This window comes from Virgisporangium aurantiacum (assembly GCF_016863635.1).
GTDB lineage: Bacteria > Actinomycetota > Actinomycetes > Mycobacteriales > Micromonosporaceae > Virgisporangium > Virgisporangium aurantiacum.
The window spans coordinates 58,605-80,268 of record NZ_BOPG01000071.1 but is presented as its reverse complement, the minus strand read 5'-3'; the positions used below and the strand labels follow the sequence as shown (position 1 = coordinate 80,268).

Annotated in this window: 23 protein-coding genes; 9 read left to right on the top strand and 14 right to left on the bottom strand. The window is 72.2% G+C overall.

Going from position 1 to position 21,664, the window contains the following annotated elements:
• Positions 1 to 7: 7 nt before the first annotated feature.
• Entirely contained in the window at positions 8 to 910 is a 903-nt protein-coding gene (locus Vau01_RS46635; protein ID WP_204007022.1) for an NADP-dependent oxidoreductase, read from the bottom strand.
• Positions 911 to 1,015: 105 nt separating this feature from the next.
• Between Vau01_RS46635 and Vau01_RS46630 the strand changes: the two genes are divergently transcribed.
• The 3 genes from Vau01_RS46630 (at position 1,016) to Vau01_RS46620 (ending at position 2,501) form a co-directional block, all read left to right on the top strand.
• The gene (locus Vau01_RS46630; RefSeq protein ID WP_204007020.1) at positions 1,016 to 1,414 is read left to right on the top strand and encodes a winged helix-turn-helix transcriptional regulator; all 399 of its coding nucleotides are present in this window, start codon (positions 1,016 to 1,018) and stop codon (positions 1,412 to 1,414) included.
• Between the two features lie 2 nt (positions 1,415 to 1,416).
• Complete coding sequence (locus Vau01_RS46625) at positions 1,417 to 2,076, top strand: class I SAM-dependent methyltransferase (protein WP_204007018.1); 660 nt, start codon at positions 1,417 to 1,419, stop codon at positions 2,074 to 2,076.
• 104 nt (positions 2,077 to 2,180) lie between these two features.
• Entirely contained in the window at positions 2,181 to 2,501 is a 321-nt protein-coding gene (locus Vau01_RS46620; RefSeq protein WP_204007016.1) for a hypothetical protein, read from the top strand.
• A gap of 6 nt (positions 2,502 to 2,507) precedes the next feature.
• Here the strand turns inward: Vau01_RS46620 and Vau01_RS46615 are convergent, their stop codons facing one another.
• From Vau01_RS46615 to Vau01_RS46575, 9 genes are all read right to left on the bottom strand, one after another.
• Positions 2,508 to 3,128, bottom strand: a complete 621-nt coding sequence (locus Vau01_RS46615; protein WP_204007014.1) for a hypothetical protein — start codon at positions 3,126 to 3,128, stop codon at positions 2,508 to 2,510.
• 4 nt (positions 3,129 to 3,132) lie between these two features.
• Positions 3,133 to 3,378, bottom strand: a complete 246-nt coding sequence (locus Vau01_RS46610; protein ID WP_204007012.1) for an Lrp/AsnC ligand binding domain-containing protein — start codon at positions 3,376 to 3,378, stop codon at positions 3,133 to 3,135.
• 62 nt (positions 3,379 to 3,440) lie between these two features.
• A complete protein-coding gene (locus tag Vau01_RS46605) occupies positions 3,441 to 5,702 on the bottom strand; it encodes an MMPL family transporter (RefSeq protein ID WP_204007010.1) in 2,262 nt (753 codons plus the stop codon).
• Positions 5,703 to 5,761: 59 nt separating this feature from the next.
• Positions 5,762 to 6,439 carry a response regulator gene (locus Vau01_RS46600; RefSeq protein ID WP_204007008.1) on the bottom strand — a complete coding sequence of 226 codons (678 nt, stop codon included), beginning with the start codon at positions 6,437 to 6,439 and terminating at the stop codon, positions 5,762 to 5,764.
• A complete protein-coding gene (locus Vau01_RS46595; RefSeq protein WP_239152436.1) occupies positions 6,432 to 7,586 on the bottom strand; it encodes a sensor histidine kinase in 1,155 nt (384 codons plus the stop codon). Before Vau01_RS46595 ends, Vau01_RS46600 begins: the two co-directional genes overlap by 8 nt.
• 73 nt (positions 7,587 to 7,659) lie before the next feature.
• The gene (locus tag Vau01_RS46590; protein WP_204007004.1) at positions 7,660 to 8,406 is read right to left on the bottom strand and encodes an SDR family NAD(P)-dependent oxidoreductase; all 747 of its coding nucleotides are present in this window, start codon (positions 8,404 to 8,406) and stop codon (positions 7,660 to 7,662) included.
• Positions 8,407 to 8,443: 37 nt separating this feature from the next.
• Positions 8,444 to 9,481, bottom strand: coding sequence for a GNAT family N-acetyltransferase (locus Vau01_RS46585; protein WP_204007002.1), 1,038 nt, complete (start codon positions 9,479 to 9,481; stop codon positions 8,444 to 8,446).
• Between the two features lie 12 nt (positions 9,482 to 9,493).
• On the bottom strand, positions 9,494 to 10,255 hold the full coding sequence (locus Vau01_RS46580) for an AraC family transcriptional regulator (protein ID WP_204006999.1): 762 nt from the start codon (positions 10,253 to 10,255) through the stop codon (positions 9,494 to 9,496).
• 84 nt (positions 10,256 to 10,339) lie between these two features.
• The gene (locus Vau01_RS46575; protein WP_204006998.1) at positions 10,340 to 10,492 is read right to left on the bottom strand and encodes a hypothetical protein; all 153 of its coding nucleotides are present in this window, start codon (positions 10,490 to 10,492) and stop codon (positions 10,340 to 10,342) included.
• Positions 10,493 to 10,602: 110 nt separating this feature from the next.
• Here Vau01_RS46575 and Vau01_RS46570 point away from each other — a divergent pair, with 110 nt between their 5' ends.
• A complete protein-coding gene (locus tag Vau01_RS46570; RefSeq protein ID WP_204006996.1) occupies positions 10,603 to 12,483 on the top strand; it encodes a beta-glucosidase family protein in 1,881 nt (626 codons plus the stop codon).
• On the opposite strand, the gene Vau01_RS46565 is transcribed toward Vau01_RS46570, so the two are convergent.
• Positions 12,461 to 12,934 (bottom strand): hypothetical protein, encoded by a 474-nt coding sequence (locus tag Vau01_RS46565; RefSeq protein ID WP_204006994.1) that lies wholly within the window; start codon positions 12,932 to 12,934, stop codon positions 12,461 to 12,463. The two genes, Vau01_RS46570 and Vau01_RS46565, sit on opposite strands and share 23 nt — an antisense overlap.
• A 171-nt stretch (positions 12,935 to 13,105) precedes the next feature.
• On the opposite strand from Vau01_RS46565, the gene Vau01_RS46560 reads away from it, so the two are divergent.
• Positions 13,106 to 13,780: a cytidylate kinase family protein gene (locus Vau01_RS46560; protein WP_204006992.1), complete on the top strand. Its 675-nt coding sequence runs from the start codon at positions 13,106 to 13,108 to the stop codon at positions 13,778 to 13,780.
• Between the two features lie 43 nt (positions 13,781 to 13,823).
• Positions 13,824 to 14,504, top strand: coding sequence for a GOLPH3/VPS74 family protein (locus tag Vau01_RS46555; protein ID WP_204006990.1), 681 nt, complete (start codon positions 13,824 to 13,826; stop codon positions 14,502 to 14,504).
• A 10-nt stretch (positions 14,505 to 14,514) separates the two neighbouring features.
• On the opposite strand, the gene Vau01_RS46550 is transcribed toward Vau01_RS46555, so the two are convergent.
• The gene (locus Vau01_RS46550) at positions 14,515 to 15,378 is read right to left on the bottom strand and encodes a hypothetical protein (RefSeq protein ID WP_204006988.1); all 864 of its coding nucleotides are present in this window, start codon (positions 15,376 to 15,378) and stop codon (positions 14,515 to 14,517) included.
• Positions 15,375 to 15,872 (bottom strand): SigE family RNA polymerase sigma factor, encoded by a 498-nt coding sequence (locus tag Vau01_RS46545; protein WP_204006986.1) that lies wholly within the window; start codon positions 15,870 to 15,872, stop codon positions 15,375 to 15,377. Before Vau01_RS46545 ends, Vau01_RS46550 begins: the two co-directional genes overlap by 4 nt.
• Positions 15,873 to 16,305: 433 nt before the next feature.
• Between Vau01_RS46545 and Vau01_RS46540 the strand changes: the two genes are divergently transcribed.
• The 3 genes from Vau01_RS46540 to Vau01_RS46530 all read left to right on the top strand — a co-directional run bounded on the left by Vau01_RS46540 (position 16,306) and on the right by Vau01_RS46530 (position 19,841).
• Positions 16,306 to 17,130 (top strand): rhamnogalacturonan acetylesterase, encoded by an 825-nt coding sequence (locus Vau01_RS46540; RefSeq protein WP_239152422.1) that lies wholly within the window; start codon positions 16,306 to 16,308, stop codon positions 17,128 to 17,130.
• Between the two features lie 155 nt (positions 17,131 to 17,285).
• The gene (locus Vau01_RS46535) at positions 17,286 to 18,773 is read left to right on the top strand and encodes a GGDEF domain-containing protein (protein ID WP_204006984.1); all 1,488 of its coding nucleotides are present in this window, start codon (positions 17,286 to 17,288) and stop codon (positions 18,771 to 18,773) included.
• A 54-nt stretch (positions 18,774 to 18,827) separates the two neighbouring features.
• On the top strand, positions 18,828 to 19,841 hold the full coding sequence (locus Vau01_RS46530) for a LacI family DNA-binding transcriptional regulator (RefSeq protein WP_204006982.1): 1,014 nt from the start codon (positions 18,828 to 18,830) through the stop codon (positions 19,839 to 19,841).
• A gap of 13 nt (positions 19,842 to 19,854) precedes the next feature.
• On the opposite strand, the gene Vau01_RS46525 is transcribed toward Vau01_RS46530, so the two are convergent.
• Positions 19,855 to 21,573, bottom strand: coding sequence for an amylo-alpha-1,6-glucosidase (locus Vau01_RS46525; protein ID WP_204006980.1), 1,719 nt, complete (start codon positions 21,571 to 21,573; stop codon positions 19,855 to 19,857).
• Between the last annotated feature and the right edge of the window lie 91 nt (positions 21,574 to 21,664).

Here is a 21,664-nt window from a genome sequence, read left to right as displayed (position 1 = left end):
CCACAGGTCACGGGACGATCACCACGCCGCCGCGGACGCCGCCCCGGGCCAGCCGGTCGTGTGCGGCCGCGGCGTCGTCGAAGGGGTACACACCGGCGACCCGTAGCGGGATGTCGCCGCTGGTGACGAGGGTGACCAGTTCGCCAAGCCGCCGTCCGTCCGGAAGCACCTCCAGCGCGAAGGTCCGGATTCCCCGCACCGGCTCCGGCCGGAGCGGCGGGGACGCGGCCACGTAGCCGCCGCCGTCGCGGACGTGGTCCAGCAGCGAGGGACCGACGACCGCCAGATCGACGACCGCGTCGAAGGTCCCGGTCGGGTCGTCGGTGCGCGACAGGAACGCCGCGCCCAGCGACTCCACGAACGCACGGTCGTCGGCTCCGGCGAGTCCGGTGGCGTGCAGGCCGGCCGCCCGGGCCAGCGCCAGGACGAACCCGCCGACCTGCCCGGCGGCGCCGGTGACGAGCACGGTCGAACCCGCCGGGAGCGCGAGCAGGTCGAGGGCCTGGGCGGCGGCGAGACCGTTGGTCGGCAGGGTCGCCGCCTCGGTGGCGGGAACGCCGGCGGGCGCGGCGGTCAGCCCGGCCGCGTCGAGCACCACGTACTCCGCGTGGGCACCGACCGTGGTCTGCAGCCATGGCGAGAAGCCGATGACCTCGTCGCCGACCGTGAACCCCTCGACCGCCGGATCGACCGCGTCGACGGTGCCGGCCACATCCCAGCCGGGTGTGTACGGCAGACCGGTCGGCAGCGGGGCCGGGAACCGACCGGCGCGGATCATCAGGTCGACCGGGTGGAGGACGGACGCGGCGACCCGCACCCGTACCTGCCCCGGCCCCGGCTCGGGCACCGGCACGTCGGCCACGTGCAGGACCTCCGGCCCGCCGAACTGTGCATAGCTGACTGCGCGCATCGCCGTCTCCTTCATGGAATCTCGTGATCACCACGACCGTACGAACCGACGGGCACCATGAGAAAGTAGGTACCGTAAAGTGCCTAGGGCACCGATGGAGGAGAAATGGCGACGACAACCGCGGCGCAACGCCGTGAACAGGCCAAACGCGACTACGACGCGTTCCTGGACCGGTGCCCGACCCGCGAACTGCTGAGCAGGCTCACCGACAAGTGGGTCGCCCTGGTGATCCCAGCCCTCGCCGGCGGCCCGCAGCGGCACAGCCAGCTCGCCAACCGCATCGCCGGCGTCAGCCAGAAGATGCTCACCCAGACCCTGCGCACACTGGAACGCGACGGCCTGGTCACCCGCACGGTCACCGCCTCGGTACCGGCCCGCGTCGACTACGAACTCACCCCGCTCGGCCACGACCTGTTCCCGGTGATGATCGCGATCAAGAACTGGGCGGAGACACACATGGACCAGGTCTTCGAAGCCCGCACCCACTACGACGCACGCCCCTGAACATGACCATCAGGGAGAGATTGCTGGTGGGTCTGGCGGGACAACTCCGCCGCCCGCACGGCGTCGCCGGCCGGGCCATGGGATCGATGCTCAATCGCGCCAACCGGAACGCTGTCGCCGCTGCCGTCGACGCGCTGGCACCCGCACCGGGCAACGTCGTGGCCGACATCGGTTTCGGCGGCGGCATGGGTCTGGCCCTGCTGCTCGACCGGGTCGGGTCGACCGGCCGCGTCCACGGCGTGGACATCTCCCCGGTGATGCTCGATCGCGTCCGGTACCGGCACCGCCGTGCCGTCGCCGACGGGCGCCTCGCGCTGCACGAGGCCTCGATGACCGACCTGCCCCTCCCCGACGGATCCCTCGACGCGGCCATGACGATCAACACCATCTATTTCGTGCCGGACACCGTCTTCGCCGAACTGGCCCGCGCGCTGTCGCCGACCGGTCGGCTGGTCCTCGGCCTGGGCGATCCCGACGCGATGCGACGTGACCCGGTGACGGCCCACGGGTTCCGACTACGCCCGCTGGCCGAGGTGCACGCCGCCCTCACCGCCGCCGGGCTGACCCCGGTCGATCACCGTCGCGTCGGACCCGGCCCCGACTCCTTCCACCTGCTCGTTGCCCGGTCCGCTACCGACCCGGCACCGCCGCCACCCACCTGACGGAGTGTCGCCCAGCCGACACCGGTTTTGTGTTGGCGTCGCGCGGGTCCGTGACTCATGGACGCGTACGGCACCCTGCCGTACGTGGATCCGAAGGAGTCACCATGTCGATGACACATGTCAGGCGGCTCGCGCTCGCCGCAGTGGCCACCGGGCTGGGCCTGGCGGCCACGTCGACGCCCGCCGCGGCGGCCCCCCGCACGCCGCAGCATGTCGAGTTCCACCGGGCCGTGGTCACGTGCGAGGAGCACACGGGTCGGGCGGCGCTGCGGGGGTGCGTGTACGACCTCACCACGCCGGAGCCGCAGGAGGCGGAGATCTACGACCTGTGGTGGATCTTCAGCGACTGCCTGTCCTTCGCCGACCGCACGACACGCAACGACGAGGACTTCGAGGACGCCGTCAACGACTGCCTGGGCCTCTGACCCCGGTCAATAGGCGACCACTGCCTTGAGATCCGCGATGACGGCGGAAAGCAGCTTGTCGATCTGCCGGAGGCGGGAAATGTCCTCGGCGCTGCTGAGCACGAGGCGGCGGGTTTCCAGGCGCAGTTCGCGGTAGTCGCCGAGCCTGAGATTCGGGACCTGGTCGAGTGGTATGGGTTCGTACTGTTCGGTCCTCCGAACCGTGGCGACCTCACCCCAATGAACTCGACGCACCGCGAGCCAGCCCAGCAGCAGGTCTCGCACCGAGAGGCATTTCTCCTCCAGTTTGATGTCCAAATACAACATTCCCGGATTGTGGGTCCAGGTAACCGACACACAGAATTCGTTGACGGATTCCGTGGCGATTGCCAGGAGCTGGAACAGGAACGGGTCGGAGCGGTCGTCGACGCGGCCGCTGATCCGCAGGTAGTTACGCAGCGAGTCCTGGGCGGTTCGAGCAGCGACGAAGACCCTCTCGTAGCGTTCGAGGTGCTTCTCGACCGCCCTCTCCAGATGCGCCTTGCGCTGGCTGGTTCGATGCCCGACCAGAACGACAAGAACGGAGAAGACGCCCGCGATGACCGCTCCGCCCATCACGCCGATCGCGATGTACGCCGTGCTCGACACGTTGCTATCCGGTTTGCACTGAGCGCATGTTCGGGATGATGATGAACGTCCGGGTGACGGTCACATTGCGCAACTTCTGAATCTTCTCCATGACGAGCTGGTGCAGTTCATCGACGGACGAGGTCTCGATCCGCGCGATGACATCGGCCTCGCCGTAGACAGCTTCGGCTTCCTTGACGAACTCGGGAAACTCGTCGAGCAGGGTGTTGACCAGATCTCCCGAACGCTTGGCCGGCACGGTGATCAACACGTACGCAGAGACAACAGATCCGCTTACCATTGAGTCCCCTTCGAATGGCATGGGCGCGTTGGCTACTGACGGACAGCCTGCGCTCGGCGAGGGCCCGCGGGCTCGGTCAGGCCCAGGCGGGTGTGCAGACCGCGGAGCGGGGCGGGGGCCCACCAGTTGAAGCGGCCCGCGAGCGTCATCGTCGCCGGTACCAGGAGCAGGCGCACGACCGTGGCGTCGAGTGCCACCGCCAGCGTCAGTCCGAGCCCGATCGCCTTGACCGGCACGAAACCGGCCGTCAGGAAGCCGGCGAACACGACGGCCAGCAGCAGCGCGGCCGACGTGATGATCCGTCCGGTGTGCTGCAGGCCGCGGGCCACCGCTTCCTGGTTGTCGCCGGTCGCCAGCCAGTTCTCCCGGATCCGGGAGAGCAGGAACACCTCGTAGTCCACGGACAGGCCGAACGCGATCGCACCGACCAGCACCGGCACTGACACGTGCGTCGCGTCGAGCCTGGTGGTGCCGAACCAGGACGCGAGGTGGCCCTGCTGGAACACCCACACCACGGCGCCGAGCGCGGCACCGATACTCAGCACGTTGGTCGCCACCGCCTTGACCGGCAGCAGCACCGAGCCGGTGAACAGGAACAGCAGCACGAGCGTGCCGAGCGCGATGACCGCGACCGCGTACGGCAGGCGGCCGGTGATCATCGCCTCGTAGTCGACGAGCAAGGCCGTGTCCCCGGTCACCGCGAACTCGACCGGCGCTGCCAAAGGCGGGAGAGGCCGGACAGGCCGGAGAGCCCGGATCGCCGCCACCGCCCGGCGCGCCTGCGGGCTGTAGCCGGGCACGTCGATGGTCGCCCGCAGCACCGTCACCGGTCCGGTTCCGGCGGCCGGCGCGATCCCGGTCACGTGGGGCACCGCCAGGATCCGCCGCCGCAGCGCGGCGACCACCGGGCTGTCGGCCGGCGCCCCGATCGCGATCACGATCGGTGCCGGCGTGTCCAGTTCCGGGAAGTGCGCCGCGGTCGCGTCGTGCACCTGGCGCGTCTGCGTCGTGGCGGGCAGCAGCCGCGCGTCCACCTGCGCCAGCCGCAGGTCGAGGACCGGCACGGCGAGCAGCAGCATCAGCGCCGCCGCGGCCAGCAGGGTCAGCAGCGGCCGGCGCTGCACCGCCCGGGCGATCGCGGCGAACCGGCCGCCGTGCGCCGGCGCCGGCCGCACCGGCAGCACCGGCAGCACCGGCAGCGCCGAGCGGATGCGCCGCCCGGCCAGCGCCAACAGCGCCGGCGCCGGCCGCGCCGGCCGTACCGTGCGGATGCGCGGCGCCGGGCGCACCGGGCGGATGCGCCGCCCGGCCAGTGCCAGCAGCGCGGGCAGCAGGGTGACAGCGGCCGCGACGACGAACGTCACCACGCCGACGCCGGCGACCCCCATCGAGCGCAGGAACGGGTCGGGGAACACCAGCAGACCGGCGAGCACCGCGGCGACGGTCAGCCCCGAGTAGACGACGGTGCGCCCGGCCGTCGCCATGGTGCGGATCACCGCGGCCGGCACGCCCGGGACGACCGCGCGTTCCTCCCGGAACCGGCTCACGATCAGCAACCCGTAGTCGACGGCGAGGCCGACGGACAGCATCGTGGCCACCTGGATCGAGTACACCGACACGTCGGTGACCTCGCTGCACGCGAACAGGATCGCGAACGTGCCGCCGACCCCGGCCACCGCGATCAGCAGCGGCAGCCCGGCGGCGGTCAACCCGCCGAACACGAACAGCAGCAACAGCAGCACGACCGGCGTGGTCAGCGTTTCGGCCTTCCGCACGTCGGACTGGGCCTGGTGGTTGAACTCCTGGTCGGTCAGCCCTCCGCCGGACACGGCGACAGCCACAGCGCCGGGCCCGGCGACGGTGCCGGTGGCGATGCGGTGCAGCCGGTCGTTCACCGCGCGCACGGTCGCGTCGGCGTCCGGTCCGGGCTCGACCTGGACCCGCAACCCGAACGCCCGCCCGCTGGCGGTCGACGGCACCGGGTCGGTGACGGCGACGACGCCGGGCATTCCCCGGACGTCGGCGATCGCGGCGTCGACCGCCGCGATCAGGGCCGGATCGGTGACCGGCGCCCCGTACACGATCGCGCTGAGCGAGATGGAGCGCGGCCCGTCGGCCCGGTCGATCAGGTCGGCGGCGCGGTCGGACTCGCTGCCCGGAACCTGGCCGACGTCGCTGACGAGCCGGTCGAAGACGCCGGTGCCGACGGCGAACGAGCCGGCGACGGCCGCCAACCACACCACGACAACCAGAACGGGCCGGCGGACCGACAGCCGGGCGACCACGGAGAGCATGGCTCGATGCTCGGCGGCCGGGCCGGGCGGGCGGAACGCCAACGCGAGGGACCCGGGGCTCACTCCTTCGCGGGAGTCCCCGCGACGACCAGCCCGGACTCGTACGCGAGCACGACCGCCTGCACCCGGTCACGCAGCCCGAGCTTGGCGAGCAGGTTGCTGACGTGCGTCTTCACCGTGTGTTCGGTGACGAACAGGTCGGCCGCGATCTCCGCGTTGGACAACCCCCGGGCGAGCGCCCGGAGCGTGTCGGTCTCCCGCCGGCTCAGTGCCGCCAGACGTTTCGCCGAACCCGGGTCGGGAAGCGGCCCCCCGCGCACCACGTCGGCGATCAGGCGGCGGGTGACCGTCGGCGCCAGCAGGGACTCCCCGGCGGCGACCACCCGCACCGCGTCGACCAGTTCCCGCCCGCGCATGCTCTTGAGCAGGAAGCCGCTCGCCCCGGCCCGCAACGCGTCGTAGACGTGCTGGTCGAGGTCGTAGGTGGTCAGCATGAGCACCCGGGCGGGTGTGCGGGCGCAGATCTCGGCGGTGGCGGTGATGCCGTCGACGCCGGGCATCCGGACGTCCATGAGCACCACGTCCGGCCGGGTCTCCAGCGTGGCCGCGACCGCCGCCGCGCCGTCCCCGGCCTCGCCGACGACCGTGAGGTCCGGTTCCGCCGCCAGGATGACGGCGAAGCCCTGCCGGACCAACGCCTGGTCGTCGACGACGAGCACCCGGATCGGCTCAGCCACGACCGTCCCCGTTCAGCGGCAGCACCGCGGCGACCCGGAAGCCGGCCCCGCCCGGGCGGGCACCGGTGGTGAGAGCACCGCCGAACGCGTCCACCCGTTCCCGCATCCCGATCAGCCCGTGTCCGCCGGCCGGCGGGGCGGCGGTCGGCCCCCGGCCGTCGTCGTCCACGGTGATCGCGAGGGCGGCGGGCCGCCACGACAGGCAAACCCATAGGTGACGGGCGTGAGCGTGCCGGATCGCGTTGGTGACCGCCTCCTGCGTCACGCGGTACACCGCCGCCGCGAGGTCGGCGGGGATCGGCCGGGGGTGGCCGTCCTCGGTCAGTTCGCCGGCGACGCCCGCCTGCCGGGCCCGTTCCACCAACGCCGGCAGATCGGCGAGCCCCGGTTGCGGCTGCCGCGTCCCCTCGTCGCCGTTCGCCCGCAGCACGCCGAGCGCCCGGTCCAACTGGGCCAGCGCCTCCCGGCCGGTCCCGGAGATCGTCTCGAACTTGTCGGCCGCCCGGTCCGGATCGCCGGCCTGCACCAGACCGGCCTCCGCCTGCACCACCATCAGGCTGACCGAGTGGGCCACGATGTCGTGGATCTCCCGGGCGATCCGTTCGCGCTCCCGCACGGCCGTCGCCGCGGCCGACTCCGTCAGGCGCCGGGAGCGTTCCTCGAGCATCGCGATCCGGTTCCGCCGCGCCCGCGTGCTGACCCCGAGCGCGTACGCGACCACGAACGGCAGCCCGGCCAGTGCCAGCGTCGACGGCCGTTGCTCGAAGAGCACCAGCACCGACAGCACGGTCAGGGCCGCGGTCACGCCGAGGACCGTCCACCGCCAGATCGGCGGCGCCACCGCCGCGACCGTGTACGTCGCGACGACCTGCCCGTACGGCATCGGGATGGCCTGGATGGCCCGGGTGACGGTCAGGCCCAGCGTCCCGACCGCCACCAGCGCGGTGACCAGCACGGGCGCCCGCCGCCGCCAGACCAGCGGAACCGCCGTCACCGCGGCCAGCCCCATCGTGAGCCAGCCGGGATGGTGGGAGAACTTGACCGGGCCGGTCACGGTCGCGAGGAAGCAGACGACGGCGAGCACGACGTCCACCACGATCGGCGGTAAAGCCTCGAACCGCCGCCGCATGGCCGCCAGCCGCTCCATCACGGGCACAATCCTCCGCCGCCAGTATCGGTGGCGGTGGCATGCCCGCGCCTCACTCTCGGGAGCGAGCGGGTCAGTCCCGGGCGGAGAACGGGCCGCGGACGGTGACGCCTCCGTCGACCACGAGAGTCTGCCCGGTCATGTAGGACGACAGTGGCGAGGCCAGGTAGACCGCTGCCGCGGTGACGTCATCCGGTACACCGATCCGGCCCATCGGGACCTGGGCGGCGTTACCGGCGGGCCGCGCCGACGTCGCGATCGCACCGCACGCCACGACGTTCATCCGGATGCCGTCGCCGGCGTACTCCGCGGCAACCGTCCTGGCGAGGCTGACGAGGCCGGCCTTGGCCGCGCCGTAGCCCGCCTGCCGGGGCGCGGCCATCAGTCCCGTGACTGAGCCGATGCTGACGATGGATCCGCCCGTTCCCTGGTGCAGGAAAGCACGGATGGCGGCGCGGGCCGCACGCGCGACATAGCGAAGATTCAGCTCGTAGACGAGGTCCCAGTCCTCATCGCCCATTTCGTGCAGCCGCACCGCGGGTACGAACGCGACCTGTCCCCCGACGACCGTCGCCAGCGCGTCGAGCCGACCGAACTCCGCCACGGTCCCGGTGACGAACCCGTCCACGTCGGAACGCGACCGCACGTCACCGACCAACGCGACCGCACGGGCGCCGGACCCGGTCAGCTCGTCGGCGGCCTCAGCCGCCCGGTCCTGATCGCGATCGGCAACAGCGACAGCCGCCCCGGCCGCGGCGAACGCGCGTGAGATCGCACGTCCGATACCACCGCCGCCGCCACCGATGACCAAGGCACTCATGCCGTCCATCGCGAGAGCAGGACCGCTCACGACCGGATCATTCCACACGATCGATGCCTGCCTGGCGCCGTCCCCGCGGCGCGAGCGCCGCCACCTCGGCCTCGACGTCGACCATGCTCCGCACCGTCCGGTACCCGACCTCGTGGTTGACCCTGATCATGTGGACGTTGGCGGCGGCGGTCGACGTGCCCACCCGCCGCACGCCCGGACGCTCGTCCCGCAGCCACCGCACCATGTGCGACTTGACCCAGCGACCGATCCCCCGGCCCCGGTGCGCCGCCGGCACCGCGGTGTCGCCCTGGTACGCGAGGTCCGGGCGGGTCTCGTGCAGCTCCACCTCGGTCAGGCCGGCGACCACGCCGGTCGCCTCGTGCACGGCGACCACCACGCGCTGCTCGACCCGGCGTTCGCGCAGGCCGGCCTCGGCCGACCGGACCCGCTCGGGTGTCCACTGTGGAGGCCGGTAGGTGGTCTCCTCCCACGGTGCGTCGTGGATCGCGCCCCGGGCCCGCGCGTAGGAGGTCAACAGCTCCTCCGGCGTGGTGCCGATCCAGCGCTCCGTCCGGTACCCGGGCGGTGCCGCGACGTTCCAAACCGCCGGGTCGACCGACGGGATGTCCAGCATCTGCAGCACATCGTGGTGAACCACCCGGAAGCCCAGCGCTCCGGCCCAGGCCGCACCGGCCCCACCGGCCGTCACGCCCCACCCGACCACCGTCGTACGACCGTCCTCGCGCATCGCCGGCAACGCCGCGTGCAGGAGCCGCGTGCCGATGCCGGCCCGGCGCCGGGCCGGATGGACCCGGATGTCGGTCATCGCGAGCGCCCGGTTCTCGTCGTCGGGGAAACCCACCACCGCGATGCCGATCACCTGCCCGTCGACGCGGGCCACCCAGAACCGCTCCGGCCCCCGCGCGGTCATCGGGACGAGCAGCCGGCCGACCACTGTCTCGTACGCCGGTGGCTCCTCGTCGGGCCGGTCGACCCGACCGGAGGCCAGCACCAGGTCGTGGTAGTCCCGCAGCTCGGTCCCGGTGGCCGCCCCGGGATCGAAGCGGTCGATGCGAACGTGCACCGGTGCTCCTCCTTACAGTTGCCTGGTGAACTGGGAGAACCGGGCCCGGTACGTGGTCGCGTTGAGCCCGTAGTGGGTCCGGAAGCGGCGGGCGAAGTAGTTGGCGTCGGGCCAGCCGACGGCCTCGGCGATCTGGGTGATCGACTGGTCGGTGTGCAGCAGCAGGGCGGCGGCCGTCTCGACCCGGAACCGGGACAGGTAGGCCATCGGCGGCAGGCCCGTGGTCGCCTTGAAGCGGCGCACCAGGTAGCCCCGGGTCAGGTGCAGTTCGGCGGCGAGGTCGGCGAGCGTCCAGCGGCGTTCGGGCGCGGCCTCCATCAACCGCATCGCGCGGATCACCGCGGGGTGCGCCGGGCCGTTGGGCTGATCGGTGGCGTGGCCGGGGTCGTCGGCGACGGCGCGCGCCAGGCAACCGAGAAACAGCACGAGACGACCGATGAGCTCGCCGCGGAACCGGCTCAACGGACGCGACCGGAGGCGATCGAGCGCGTCGAGGTGCTCGCCGCACTCGACGCGCGCCGCCGGCGGCAGCCGGGTGGCCAGCACACCGCGGCCGGGCGACGAGTACGGGCCCGTCCACAGTAGATAGTTGTACAGCGGGTCCTCGCGGGTCCAGGCCAGTTCGCCGTGCCCACCGGTCACCAGCGCGACCTCGAGGAAGCTGTGGGTGTGCACGGGGTGGCTCCGCTCGTGCAGGTAGTGCCCCGCGTAGGCGAGCGTGCCCTCGGTGAAGTGCAGCAACGCCCCGGACCGGTCGACAGGCGGGTCGGCCATTCCGGCAATGTACGCCCGGCGCGGGCGGAGTCAAGCCGAGGTGCATTTCGTGCTGCCTCCGGCGAACTTCGGCCTAGCCGCTGTTCACCGGCCGGTCACAGGATCGACGCATGCGAAGAGAGCACTGCTGGTCGCGCTGCTGATGGTGGTGGTGGTGGTGGCGCCGGGCGTCCAGCTCGTGCGCACGCCGCCCGCCGCGGCGGCCGACTGCACGCGCGTCCCCTGGATGGACCGCACGAAGTCGCCGACGCAGCGCGCCCACGCGCTGCTGGCGGCCTCTTCTCTCGACCAGAAACTGCGCTGGCTCGACGAGCACTCGGCCAACGACCCGGCCCAGACGACGTTCAGTGACCGTGTTCCCCGCGAACGTGTCGCTGTCGTCGTCGTGGAACACGGCGCTCGCCCGCGAGAAGGGCGCGGCCGTCGCCCACGAGGCCTGGCGCAAGCAGCGCAACGTGCTCCTCGGCCCGGGCATCGCCAGCGGACGGGATCCGCGCAGCGGCCGCACGTCGGAGTACCTCGGCGAGGACCCGGTGCTCGCCGGCCTGATGGCCGGCGCGTACAGCCGCGGCGTCGGTGCGAACGACCGCGAACCGGTGCAGTCGCAGCTCAAGCACTTCGTGGCCAACGAACAGGAGACCGACCGCAACAACAGTTCGTCCAATGTGGACGGACGCACCCTGCGCGAGATCTACACCCTGCCCTACGAGATCGCCATCGACCGGGGCGACGTCGGGTCGGTGATGTGCTCGTTCAACCAGGTGAACCACGACTGGGCCTGCGGCAGCCAGCTGCTGCTCGACACCATCCTCCGGCAGGAGATCGGGTTCGACGGCTGGGTGGTCACCGACTTCGGCGCCCGGCACTACCTCACCGCCGGTCCCCCGTCGCTGCGGGCCGGGCTCGACCAGGAACTGAACGCGTGGCGGTACTGGACGCCGATGGCCATCAAGGACCAGATCGCCGCCGGACGCCTCAGCGTGCGCGACGTCGACCGGGCGGCGCTGCGGATCGTCCGCGCGCACATCGCGGCCGGGCTGTTCGACGTGCCCCGCATCGCGGCACCGGACGTCGACGTCAGCACACCGCAGAGCGAGGCGCTCGCCCGCCGGCTCGCCGAGCAGGGCGCGGTGCTGTTGAAGAACGACGGCGCGCTGCCGCTCACCGGTTCGTCGCGGCGGATCGCCGTGATCGGGCCGACCGCCGCGAACACCCCGGCGACCGGCGACGTCGACGCGTCCAGCGTCTGCCTGCACACCGCACCGAACATCCCGTGCACCGCCGTGGCGCCGTTGGACAGCATCGTCGCGCGCTCACGCGGTCCCGTTGTCTACGACGACGGAAGTGACCCCGCGACCGCCGCCGAAGCCGCGCGCACCGCGGACGTCGCGGTGGTGTTCGGGTACTACCGCGAGGGCGAGTTCGCCGATCGACCGAACATTTCATTGGACGGCAACGGCGACGCGCTCATCGCGGCCGTCGCCGCGGCCAACCCGAACACGGTCGTGGTGCTGCAGACCGGTGGCCCGGTCGTGATGCCGTGGATCGACTCGGTGCGCGGCGTCCTCGAGGTCTGGTACGCCGGCGAGCAGATGGGGCCGGCGATCGCCGCTTTGCTCTTCGGCGACGTGGCGCCCAGCGGCAAGCTCACGCACTCGTTCCCCCGGAGCGAGGCCGACCTGCCGACCGCCGGCGATCCGACCCGGTACCCGGGCACGTTCTCCGACGGGTCGACCGTGCGCGCGCCGGGGAACACCGAGCCGCGGCAGGTCTCCTACTCCGAGGGGCTGGCCGTCGGGTACCGGTGGTACGACTCGCGGAACATCGAGCCGCTGTTCCCGTTCGGCCACGGGCTGACGTACACGACGTTCGCGTACGACCGGCTCGACGTCTCCTACGGCCGGGACCTGCGGATCCGGTTCCGGGTGACCAACACCGGCCGGCGGACCGGCACCGAGACCGCGCAGGCGTACGTCGAACTGCCCGCCTCGGCGCACGAGCCGTCGAAGCGGCTGCTCGGCTGGGAGCGGGTCACGCTGGCGCCCGGCCAGTCGCGCCCGGTGGAGATCCGGATCAGCGCGGCGGACCTGCGGGACCTGCACCTGCTGGAGTACTGGAACCCGCGCACGGAACACTGGACGACGGCACGGGGCGGCTACGAGGTGACCGTGGGAACCTCGTTCGACACCGCACTCTCCGACGGCTTCACGTTAGGTGGCTCGCGATGAACGCGTCGCAGGCGTCGATTATCGGCTGGAGAGCGCTCGTCCGGTTGCCGTGGATGATCGTGACCGAGTGCCCGGCGTAGCGGATGTCGTAGCTGGGCTTGTCCATGTCGGTGCTGCTGTTCCGGGTCAGATCGCTGTCGATCTTGTCGAACCCGTTGTCGGTGAACACCTTCTCCAACGCGGCCAGCTCCGCCTCCGTGAGCTTCCCGGACGCCGACCCCTTCCCGTCCTGCTCGACCGTGAAGCTGCCGTCCGGCTGGACGGTGAGTTCGTCGTCGACCAGGGGCTCGCCGCCCACCCGCGAGTACCGGACGAGCTCCTCGCCGGGCGCGAGCGCCGGCCGTTTCGGCGCGGCAGCACCGGAGTTGTCGTCGCTGTCGGCACCGCAGCCGACCAGGGTGAAGCCGAGCAGACCGATTGCGAGCAGGACCGCGAACCGTGGCGCGCGCATGTGACTGAACCCCCCGTTTCGTTCGATACGTCAGCGGTACAGCATGCTCGCCCCGCGCGATCCCCGCCACCCCGCCCCGCCGGTCTTCCAGGGCAGATGTTCGGTCGACCGACCGACGCGAGCGCGCTACCCTTCGGTCGATCGACCGACAGCCGGCGGACGGGGCGGGACATGGGCCGAGGTACCCGCGACGAGGTGATCGGCCGCCTGGCCGAGGCGGTCGGGTCGGTCGCGGTCGCGCACCCGACGCGGGTGGCCATCGACGGGCCGCCCGCCGCCGGCAAGACCACTCTCGCCGACGAACTGGCCGTCGTCCTGCGCGCACGGGGCCGCGACGTCATCCGCGCGACGATCGACGACTTCCTCTTCCCGCGGGCACGGCGCTACCCACGCGGCGAGTACTCGGCCGAAGGTTGCTACTACGACACCCACGACCACGACGCGCTGACCCGGGTTCTCCTCGACCCGCTCGGCCCGGGCGGAGATCGACGCTTCCGGCCCGCGGTCTACGACCGCACCGCGGACGCCGTGCTGTCCCCGCCGGTCGCGACCGCCCGCGCGGACGCCGTGCTGGTCTTCGACGGCGTCTTCCTCATGCGCCCGGAACTGATCGACCGGTGGGAGCTCCGCGTCTTCGTGTCGACCGATCTCGAGAAGACCGTGGACCGTGCCGTGATCCGGGAGCGTCGGGTGTCGTCCCGGGCCGACGTCGAACGGCGCTGGCGGGAGCGGTACATCCCCGCCCAGCGGTTCTACTTCGCCACGGTCCGCCCGACCGATCACGTCGACGTCATCGTGCACAACGACGAGCCCCGGCGGCCGGTCTGGGAGCCAAGGTCGGGCTGACACGCTGGTGCGTTACGGCCGTGTGCGCGCTAGGTTCCAGACCATGGGATCCGTTGCGTTGGCCGAGGAGTTGCTCCTACTCGCGTACGACGACGAGTCAGGCCGGGCGGCGGGGTCCCAGATCGGCCTCGACCTCGGAATGGCCGCCGCGGTGCTGGTGGAGCTGGCGCTCGCCGGCCGGGTCGGGTACGCCGACCGGATGATCATTGTCCGGGACGCGACGCCGACCGGCGTGTCGATCATCGACGAGGTCCTGGCGCGGCTCGCCGCCGACACGCCGCACACGCCGGCCTCGTGGTTGCAGCGGCTGCGGCACGGGCTGCGCGATCGGGTCCTGGCCGACCTGTGCGCCCGCGGCGTGATCCGTGACGTCGACGAGACCACGATGGGCTTCATCCACCTGCACCGGTACCCCACCGTCGATCCGACGGTGGAGGCCGACATCCGGGCCCGCCTGAACCAGGCGCTGGCCTCGGACGACATGCCCGACGAGCGGACGGCGGCCCTCGCGACGCTCGTGGCGGCGGTGCGGATGGAGCCCACGCTCGGCCTGACGGGCGACGACCTCGTGGCGGCCCGCCAACGGCTGGGGAACATCGGCGACGGCGCGGGCTTCACCGGAGCGGTGAGCATGGAGATGTCCACCGTCCGGCCGTCGGTCGCCCTCGTGGTCGCCGTGCTGGTGCGGGCCATCCAGACGGCACTGGGCACCGCACGGCACTGACCCACGCCGGTCACCAGCCCAGTTGGCCGATGATGGTGAGGACCTGATCGCGGGTCAGATGTTCGCCGTTGTCGGTGAAGTCCATCTTCAGGTCGAAGCCGTCGGCCCGCCAGCGCAGCGTCCAATGACGGTCGTGGTCGGCGAGGACGGCCGTGCGGCCGCCGATCGCGATGGTCTCGCCGGGTGGTCCGGCGGGTTCCGCGCCGTCGGCCGGAGCGACGAGAATGGTCAGGCCCAGCCGGTCGGGCCGGCTGTAGACGACCGCGAACAGGTCGCCGTTCGGGGCCGGCGTCCGGATCGTCACCGGATCCTCGTGCCAGAGCGGCGGGACGATCGGCAGGATCCGCTCGGGGTAGGCCGGAGCCGGCCGGCCGGTCGCCGCGTCGACCAGGGTGCGACCGGCGAGCGGTTCGGGCAGCGTGACCTCGACCGGCACGGCGGCGCCGGACTCCCAGCAGTTGGCGGCCCGTCGGCTCTCGCCGCGCGCGGTGACCACCACCCGGCCCGCGTCGGCCGTGAACGTCGCCGTGACGCCCGCGAGTTCCAGGCATTCGCCCTCGGCGGGGAGGGGGTAGACGGTGACGGTCCGGTCGTCCCGCGCGACCACGGCCAGCGGCCAGCGCAGCGCGGTGCGGTCGGCCGTCGCGGTCGTGTCCGCCGGCGTCACCGTGGCGTCGGGCGCTCCGGGAAGCGCGATCACGGCGGCGGCGGCGAGCGTCACCGCGAGGGCCGCGCCGCCGGTCGCCGCCGCGCCGACCAGGGCGCGGCGCCGACGCGCCCGACGCCGGACCGCCGCGATCGGCGGCGTGCGCAGGTGGTCCGGGACGGCGGGGACGGCCCGGTCCAGCAGGCGCCCGAGTCCGTGCTCGGTCATGATGGGATCCCTTCGCCAACGAGTTCGCGGAGCCGTGGATCGGCGCGGAGCCGGGTGAGCGCCCGTGAGGTGGACGACTTGACGGTGCCGACGCTGATGCCGAGCGTCCGGGCGGTTTCGACCTCGGTGAGGTCGGCGTGGTACCGGAGCATGAGCACGGCCCGTTGCCGACGGGGCAGGTCGGCGAGGACCTCACCGAGCACCTGACGCACCTCGACCGCGCCGTGCTCGTCGCCGGCGGGTGTCTCCGGCAGGTAGCGGGTGGGCAGTTCGCCCCGCCACCGGCGGCGCCACCAGCTGAGATACGTCGTGGCGAGCATCGCCCGCAGGTAGGCGTCGGGTGAGCCGTCGCGCAGCCGGTGCCACCGGCCGTAGGCGCGGGCCAGGACGGTCTGCAACAGATCTTCCGCCCGGTGCCAGTCACCGGTCAGCAACCAGGCCGACCGCAACAACCGCTGCCACGCGACGGCCACGTACCCATCGAAATCTTCCATCCGCTCCCCCTTCAGCCCGTCAACAACACGGGACGGGCAGAAGGTTCCACCGTGCCGGGGTCGTCAGCGGATTCCGCGGCCGTATAGATGACGGCCGGTACCCGGTCGCGCAGGGCGGGCCATGCCGGTTGGCGTGCCGCAGGCAGCCGTCCGACGTCGGTCGGCGCGACCGGGCAACCCGACGCGGGTCGTCATGGAGCCGGCCCTCGACCTCGCCGTACCGGTTGCGCGGAAATACCTCGCGGCCCCCGAACGCCGGTCATCTGGCGCAGCCGCCCGCTGGTGATTGTGGAGGATGATCAGTGCAGGGGGCCTGATCATCCTCCACGATGTGCCGCCACGACCGGGGCCGCCCGCAAGGCCGGGGAACCGGGGCGGCGACCAGCACAGGAAAGCGCTTTCCTGAATCGAAGGTTGTTGATTTAATGACCCGGTGACGATCAGACGGAGAACGGTTCTCGGCGCCGCGCTCGCCGGCGCGACCGGCGGCGTGTGGGGGTTCGGCGGAGCGGCCGAGGCCGGCCGACGGCGGACGGTGTTCGTGGCGGGCGACTCCACCGCCGCGACGTACGCGACGGCGGACGTCCCGCGGGCGGGCTGGGGCCAGGCGCTGGGGGTGTTCCTGCGGCCCGGGACGGCCGTGCAGAACGCCGCGCTGTCCGGGGCGAGTTCCAAGAGCTTCGCCGACCTGGGCCGGCTCGACCTCATTCTCGCCGCCATCCGGCCCGGCGACACCCTCCTGGTGTCGTTCGGCCACAACGACGAGAAGATCGAGGACCCGGCCCGGGGCACCGATCCGTGGACGACGTTCCAGGACTACCTGCGGCGCTACCTCGACGGGGCGCGGGCGAGACGGGCCCGTCCCGTGCTGGTGACGCCCGTCGAGCGGCGACGCTTCACCGCCGACGGCGCTCCGTACCTGTCCCACGGGGAGTACCCGGACGCGATGCGCGCCCTCGCCCGCGAGACGCGCACGCCGCTCGTCGATCTGACGGCACTGTCGTTCGACCTGTGGACCACGCTCGGCACCGAGGCGACCAAGGACCACTTCCTGTGGCTCGACCCGGGAGAGTCACCCAACTACCCCACCGGCATCGCCGACAACACGCACTTCCAGGCGCACGGCGCGATCGAGGTGGCGCGACTCGTCGCCGCGCACGCCAGGACGCTGCCGGGCCGCGACCTCCGGGCGATCCACGACCCCGACATCCCGGACACCGTGCTGGTCTGGCCACCGAAACGACCGGCGGAAAGCTGACCGCCGCACCGACCTCCCCGACCTCCCCGACCCGCGGTTGGCGTGTGCCGTAGCACATGAGCAGTCACCTCAGGTGCCGGTTCCCGCCGCCGATGGGTGCCTTCGCTGGCGATGTGTGGGCCCGCCCATGGTCTCGGAGGATGGTGGTGAGTTCGGTGACGATCGCCCTCGGCGCGCGTACCGGGACGGCATCGCCCGGTCAGGTCCTCCGCCGCGACCCGGTGCTGGGCGGTCTGGCCGTCCTCGGCCTGGCGTTGATCGCCTGGTACGCCCTCGATCTCGGTGACGTGACCCTCCAGGTGACCGGCTTCTGGTCCGTGCAGGTGGCGCTCGACATCGGCTTCTGCGCGCTGTGCTGGCGGCTCGGCCGGCTGCCGATGGCGTCCTCGACCGGCCGGTTCTGGCGGTTCATCCTCGTCGCCGGCCTGGCGTTCCTGGCCGGGGACGCCGCGCAGGCGGTGGCCACCTGGCACCACCCGGTCATCGAGTCCACCGCCGGCGGGCCGGTCCAGACGGCGCTGCTGTCGGTCGGCGCGTTGTGCTGCCTGGCCGCGATGCTCACCCATCCGACCCGGCTGGCCGGCCGGCAGCGGCTGCGGTTCGGCCTGGACGCCGCCACGATCATGGCCGGGGTGAGCGCGTTCGCGTGGTACCTGGCCGTCGACTCCGGCTCGGCCGGCAGCGGTGGGCTGGGTGGTCGGCTGCTCAGCGTGGGACTCATGCTCGCCTGCGCGTTCAGCCTGATCAAGCTGACGCTGGGCGGCAACGCGCCGTTCACGACCCTGGCCGGCATCCTCGGCGGGCTCAGCGGCGGCATGGTCGGCGCGGGCGCGGCGCTCGCACCGGCACTGGTCGACTCGAACCGGCCGGCCCTGAGTCTCGCCGCGCGGCTGGTCCCCTGCGTGCTGCTCCTCGCCGCGCCACGCGTCCAGGAACTTCAACTCCGCGCCGACCCGTACCTGCTCGGCGCCCGACGCCGCCGCCCGTACAGCCGGCTCCCGTACGCCGTCGTGGCGGCGGCGCACGTTCTCCTCGTCATGGCGCTGCTCGGCGGCACGGTGAACGCCCGGGTGTGGGGCGTCGTGGCCGGCGTCGTGCTCACCACCGCGCTGGTGGTGACCCGCCAGATCGTGGCGCTCTCCGACAACGGCCGGTTGCAGGAACGGCTCCGGCACGAGGCCAGCCATGACCCCCTCACCGGGTTGGCCAACCGGTCCCTGTTCGAACGGCGGCAGGGGACGCGCGACCCGGCCGACCGCCGGCCGCCGGCGGCGGACATCGCCGTCCTGCTCATCGACCTGGACGGGTTCAAGGAGGTGAACGACACCCACGGGCACCACGTCGGCGACGCGCTGTTGTGCGCCGTAGCGGAGCGGCTGCGGGCCGGCGCGCGGGCCGGGGACACGGTCGCCCGGCTCGGCGGTGACGAGTTCGCCGTGCTGTTGCCGGACACCACCGAGGACGTCGCCCGGCAGATCGCCACGCGGATCGACGCCAGCTTCGCCGAACCGGCGGTCATCGGTGGCCACGAGCTGACGATCCGGGCCAGCGTGGGCGTCGCGGCCGGCCCGGCGGACGACCCCGACGCGGTCGTGCGCGCGGCGGACGCCGCGATGTACACGATGAAACGGACCCGCCGCTGACCGATCTTCGAATCGATTCGGTAACCTGCAGAATCGATCGACGTCGGGAGCGGGATGAACATCGGGGAGATCGCCCGGCGGGCCGGCGTGTCCCGCAGCACGGTGTCGTACGTGCTCAGCGGCAAGCGGGCGGTGTCGGAGGGCACGCGGCAGCGGATTCAGGCCGTCATCGACGAACTGGACTACCGGCCGAACGCCAGCGCCCAGGCCCTGCGGGCCGGACGCACGCACACGCTGGGCCTGGTCATCCCGCCGGCCAGCCAACGGTTGACCGACATGCAACTGGGGTTCGTCGCCAGCGTCGTCGAGGCGGCCGCGCGGGCCGATCTCGACGTGCTGCTGTCGCCGTCGGGTGGTGACCACGACCGGTCGTTCGAGCGGATCGTCACGGGGCGCCGGGTCGACGGGGTGATCCTGATGGAGATCCGGATGGAGGACGCGCGGGTCGACCGGCTCCGGCAGAGCCCGCTGCCGTTCGTCACCATCGGCCGCACCGCCGAACCGCACGACATGGCCTGGGTCGACGTCGACTACGCGGGACTCATCGGCCGCTGCGTCAACCACCTGGCCGACCTCGGACACCGCCACGTCGCCCTGGTGAACCGGTCCGTCGAACTCGTCGCGGCCGGCTACGGGCCGGGCCACCGCGCCCGGTCCGGTTTCGCCGCCGCCGTCGCCGAACGCGGGCTGACCGGTGTCGACGTCTGTTGCGGCGACGACGCGACAGCCGGCGAGGCGTGCGTGGAGCAGTTGCTGGCCGCGCACCCGAGCGTCACCGCGATCGCGACGATCAACGAGGCCGCGCTGCCGGGTATCCAGCGGGCCCTCGACGCGGCGGGTCTCGCGGTGCCGCGCGACTTCTCCATCGCCGGCGTCGCGGCGCGGCACTGGGCCGAGGACTTCCGTCCGGCGTTGACCGCGGCCGACGTGCCGATCGTGGAGATGGGCACCGAGGCGGTGCGGCTGCTGCTGGAGGGCATCGCGGTGCCCCGGACCCCGCCGGGGCACCGGTTGTACAGCCCGCCGATCTCGTTGCGGTCCAGCACCGGTCCGGTGCCACGGCGCTGAGCATGCCGCGCGATCAGGCGCCGGCCGCCCGGCGTTGCTCGTGCGCGGCGGCGAGGATCAGGTAGCTGCTCGCCGTCCAGGTGTAGGCGCGGTCGCGCAGCCCGGTGCCGGTCTCGGCGTCGAAGTTCTCGGCGAAGCCGAACTTCTCGCACAGGGCCCGGAAGCGGTGGCTGATGTCGTCGGCGAGGCGTACGTGGCCGGCGCGGCGCAGGCCGTCTTCGATCAGGACGGTCGAGGGCGCCCAGATCGGGCCGCGCCAGTACCCGTCGGCGTCGTAGCGCGGCGAGCCGACCGGTTCGGTGGCCAGCCCGTGTGTGGTCAGGTGCTCCTCGATGCCACGGGCCAGCGCGTCCGCGATCGCACCGGGAAGGGCGGTGCCGAGCACGATCGGCATGAGGTCGAGCAGGCTGGTACCCGTTCGGCGCTGTCCGGTGGTCGCGCTGCGGCTGCCGAAGCGCTCGCCGTCCCACAGGTGGCGGGTCATCGCGTCGAGGATCCGGTCGGCGGTGTCGAGCCATCGGGCCGCGGGCTCGCCGAGTTCGGCGGCGAGGTCGGCCAGGCAGCGCAGCTGGATGACGAGGAACGCGGCGAGGTCGGCGCTTTCGATGACGCGGTCGCCGTCGAAGCTGGTGGAGTTGTCCCAGCCGCTGTCGTTGCCGTGCTGGTAGTGCGGAAGGTCATGTCCGGGGACGCGGCGGGCGTCCAGCCAGAACTCGGTCCAGCGGGCCAGCCGGTGGTAGGCCCGGGTCAGGTCGGCACGCGAGACGGAGACCGGTAGGCCGAGGTCGCGCAGCTGTCGCCAGGCCCAGCCGTGGATGGGTGGTTTGACGAAGTTGTAGAGCACCTCGGAGTGCGTGATCGAGTCCGGCAACGCGCCGCTGTCGTCCTGGTGGTCGAACGGCAGCTGGAACTGGTGCCAGGCGAGCGTGGGGTCGCCCGCGGCCAGGGCGAGGGCGTTGAAGCAGTGGTCCCAGCTCCAGACCTTGTCCATCCAGTGCTTGGACATCAGCACGGCCGGCCGGGTGACGAACCCCGCCGGGGCGACGGTGGCAGACCACAGCACGTACGCGGCCAACTCGGCCGCCGGCGTCGCCCGGGTCCGCCACGGCGCCACCGCGTCGACGAAGTCCCGGAACCGTCCCGAGACCTCGCGATGCAGCCGATCGAACGGCACCTCGCCGCGGTAGGGCCGGCGCGCCGTGCCGAACTCCTCGACGGCCACCTCCCACGGCTGCCCGGCCGCCAGCGTCAGGTGCCGGTCGGCGTGGCCGAGGGCCTGGACGCCGGTGGTCTGTTCCAGGGCACCGGAAAGCACGGTGACGCGGTAACGGCGGCCGGTTTCGTAGGACGTGAACACGTGCGCGCCGTCGACCGGATCCCGGAACAGGTACGTCCCGCCGAACGGGGTCAGCGTGTCACCCGCGGCGGCGATCCGCAGGCCGAGCCGGTCACCGCGGATCCGGACGGTGTCGGGCCGTTCGTAGACGAGGTCGATCCGGCCGGTGTCGTGTCGCCAGGTCAGCAGCGTCGGGGTGGCGTCCACCGTCGTCACGGCGGACGGGGTGAACCGCAGGATCGGATGCATGCCGGTCTGGTGCGAGACCAGGTGCAGGTCGTCGGCGTACGTCTTCTCGGCCACCACCGGCGAGATGTCGAACCAGGATCCGGAGTGGCTGAACGGGATGTCCTGGATGGAGAACGTCGGGCCGGCAGGCGTCACGTAGTGCCTCACTCTGAGCGTCCCCAGTGTCGAATCGATTCGGCCACACCGTAACTCCGCGGAATTTCCACCGTCAAGATGACCCGCCGTGCCATTGCAGCTC

Bases quoted from the DNA above. Each gene is read 5' to 3' on its own strand.
- Vau01_RS46635 (WP_204007022.1), bottom strand. From the start codon at position 910: ATGCGCGCAGTCAGCTATGCACAGTTCGGCGGGCCGGAGGTCCTGCAC.
- Vau01_RS46630 (WP_204007020.1), top strand. From the start codon at position 1,016: ATGGCGACGACAACCGCGGCGCAACGCCGTGAACAGGCCAAACGCGAC.
- Vau01_RS46625 (WP_204007018.1), top strand. From the start codon at position 1,417: ATGACCATCAGGGAGAGATTGCTGGTGGGTCTGGCGGGACAACTCCGC.
- Vau01_RS46620 (WP_204007016.1), top strand. From the start codon at position 2,181: ATGTCGATGACACATGTCAGGCGGCTCGCGCTCGCCGCAGTGGCCACC.
- Vau01_RS46605 (WP_204007010.1), bottom strand. From the start codon at position 5,702: ATGCTCTCCGTGGTCGCCCGGCTGTCGGTCCGCCGGCCCGTTCTGGTT.
- Vau01_RS46595 (WP_239152436.1), bottom strand. From the start codon at position 7,586: ATGGAGCGGCTGGCGGCCATGCGGCGGCGGTTCGAGGCTTTACCGCCG.
- Vau01_RS46590 (WP_204007004.1), bottom strand. From the start codon at position 8,406: ATGAGTGCCTTGGTCATCGGTGGCGGCGGCGGTGGTATCGGACGTGCG.
- Vau01_RS46580 (WP_204006999.1), bottom strand. From the start codon at position 10,255: ATGGCCGACCCGCCTGTCGACCGGTCCGGGGCGTTGCTGCACTTCACC.
- Vau01_RS46565 (WP_204006994.1), bottom strand. From the start codon at position 12,934: ATGCGCGCGCCACGGTTCGCGGTCCTGCTCGCAATCGGTCTGCTCGGC.
- Vau01_RS46560 (WP_204006992.1), top strand. From the start codon at position 13,106: ATGGGCCGAGGTACCCGCGACGAGGTGATCGGCCGCCTGGCCGAGGCG.
- Vau01_RS46555 (WP_204006990.1), top strand. From the start codon at position 13,824: ATGGGATCCGTTGCGTTGGCCGAGGAGTTGCTCCTACTCGCGTACGAC.
- Vau01_RS46550 (WP_204006988.1), bottom strand. From the start codon at position 15,378: ATGACCGAGCACGGACTCGGGCGCCTGCTGGACCGGGCCGTCCCCGCC.
- Vau01_RS46545 (WP_204006986.1), bottom strand. From the start codon at position 15,872: ATGGAAGATTTCGATGGGTACGTGGCCGTCGCGTGGCAGCGGTTGTTG.
- Vau01_RS46530 (WP_204006982.1), top strand. From the start codon at position 18,828: ATGAACATCGGGGAGATCGCCCGGCGGGCCGGCGTGTCCCGCAGCACG.